We start from the raw sequence: 2404 nt of genomic DNA on the forward strand, positions 1-2404 counted from the left end.
CGAACGCACCCCGCCCGGGTACCGGCAGGCCATCGAAACGATCGCAATCGGCTCCTGCCTTGCCGTCTCGGCGTCCTGCAGGCGCTGCCGCGTCTGGTGCAGCTCGGCGACTGCGCGGGTCAGGTACTCCCGAAGCTTGGCTTCGTCCGACATTGGTCGTCGCTCCTCTGTACGGAATTGCTGGGGCGGCGCGGGCGCCGCCGGGGTCAGGAAAGGTCGAGATCGCCGTCGAGCAGATCGAAGAGTTCGTCGTTGGAGGCGGAACGGAGCTTCGCCTCGATGTCCTCGTCGTCCGGCGCCGTGCGTGCGGTCTCGTTGAGGCGGGTGAGGAGGGCCTGGAGCCGGCGTGTCACCTTCACCCGCCCGGCGTCCTCAGCGGAACGCTCGATCAGCGTCAGTTCGAGCTTGTCGATCTCCGCCAGGAAGGAGGTCTCGGCGCTCTCCTCGTCGACGCCGATGCTCTCGCCGACGTACCGGGCCAGATCGTTCGGCGTGGGGTAGTCGAAGATCAGCGTGGAGGTCAGGCGGAGCGCGGTGACTTCGGTGAGGCGGTTGCGGAGTTGGACGGCGGTGAGGGAGTCGAAGCCCAGCTCGTTGAACGGCCGGTACGGATCGATCGCGTCCGCGCCGCCGTGCCCCAGGACCGCGGCGACGGCGCCGCACACGACGTCCAGCAGCAGCTTCTGCCGCCCTTCCGACGGCAGTGCCCGGAGCCGGGCGGCCAGGTCCGTTCCCGACGGCTGCGCAGTGTTCGCCCGCGCGGCGGTGCGGCGGGGCGCCGGTACGAGGTCGCGGAGGAGCGGGGGGAGGTGGGGTGTGGTGCGGAGGGTGTTGGGGTTGAGGGGTGTGCAGAGGTGGTGGGGGTGGGGGGTGGTGAGTGCGGTGTCGAGGAGGTGGAGGGCGTGGTCGGTGGTGAGTGCCGTGGTGCCGTGGGTGATGGTGCGGACTTCGTTGTCGTTGAGGTGGCTGGTGAGTCCGGTGGTGTGTTCCCAGTAGCCCCAGGCGAGGCTGGTGGTGGGCAGGCCGTGGTGGGTGCGGTGGTGGGCGAGGGTGTCGAGGTAGGTGTTGGCGGCGGCGTAGTTGGCTTGTCCGGGGTTGCCGAGGGTGCCGGCGGCGGAGGAGTAGAGGATGAAGTGGGCGAGGTCGAGGTGCTTGGTGGCCTGGTGGAGGTGGTAGGCGGCGTCGACCTTGGGGGCCAGGACGGGGTGGAGGGTCTCCGGGGTGAGCTGGGTGAGGACGGTGTCGTTGAGGGTGCCGGCGGTGTGGATGACGGCGGTCAGTGGGTGCTGTGCGTCGACGGAGTTGATGAGGGTGTGTACTGCTTCGGGGTCGGTGGCGTCGCAGGCCGTGATGGTGACGTTGGCGCCGAGGTTGGTGAGTTCGTCGTGGAGTGTGGTGGTGCCCGGGTGGTCGGGGCCGCTGCGGGAGGCCAGCAGGAGGTGGCGTGCGCCGTGTTGGGTGACGAGGTGACGTGCTGTCAGTTGTGCGAGGCCGCCGGTGCCGCCGGTGATGAGGACGGTGCCGTTGGGGTCGAGGGGGCGGGCGTGGGTGGTGTCTGTGTCGGTGGAGCGGGTGAGGCGGGGGGTGAGGAGTTGGCCGTTGCGGTGGGCGAGTTGGGGTTCGCCGGTGGCCAGGGCTTCGGCGAGTTGTGGGGTGTCGCCGGTGGTGTCGGTGTCGATGAGGTGGATGCGGTCGGGGTTCTCGTTCTGGGCGGTGCGGACCAGGCCCCATAGGGGTGCGTGGGCGAGGTGGACGTCTTCGGCGTGGTCGGTGGCGACGGCGTGGTGGGTGAGGACGACGAGGCGGCGGTCGGTCGCGTCGTTGTCGGCCAGCCAGGTCTGGAGGTGGGTGAGCAGGGCTTCGGTCGCGGTGTGGGCCGCGGCGGGGGAGTCGTTCTCGGCGGGGGGTGCTACGTATACGTCGACCAGGTCGAGATCCGTCTGTGCCGACGGCTGGGCCGAGGCAGCGCGCCACGCGAGGTGGAACAGGCTGTTGCGGGTAGCCGTGTTCGCGTGCGGGCCGCCGGCCAGCGCAGTGGCGTCGACGGGCCGGGTGTTGAGTGCGGCGATGGTGGCCACGGGCGCCCCGGTCGGGTCCCAGGCGCGGAGAGCCAGGTCGTGGCCGTGCTCGCCGGTGGGCGTGAGGGTGGCGCGTAGTTCGGTGGCGCCGGTGGCGTGAACGGAAACGCCGGTCCATGCGAACGGCAACCGCAGTTCCTCCGCCTTGTCCTCCGCGCGGTTGTTCGCCCGGAGGGTGCGGGTGGCGAGGGGGTGGAGGGCGGCGTCCAGCAGGGCGGGGTGGATGGCGTGGCCGGCGGTGTCGGCGTCCTCGGGGATCGCGATTTCGGCATGGAGGGTGCCGTCGGCGCCGCGCCAGGCGGCGGTGACGCCCTGGAAGGCGGGCC

2 protein-coding genes are annotated in these 2404 nt (G+C 71.0%); both read right to left on the reverse strand.

Annotated features, from left to right (window positions below; genetic code table 11):
• Positions 1-153, reverse strand: a 153-nt coding sequence (locus ABD317_RS35960) for a polyketide synthase docking domain-containing protein (protein WP_344296098.1), incomplete at its 3' end; no start/stop codon positions are given.
• Between the two features lie 53 nt (positions 154-206).
• Positions 207-2404, reverse strand: a 2198-nt coding sequence (locus ABD317_RS35965; RefSeq protein WP_344296096.1) for a type I polyketide synthase, incomplete at its 5' end; no start/stop codon positions are given.

This window comes from Streptomyces synnematoformans (assembly GCF_039531005.1).
Lineage (GTDB): Bacteria > Actinomycetota > Actinomycetes > Streptomycetales > Streptomycetaceae > Streptomyces > Streptomyces synnematoformans.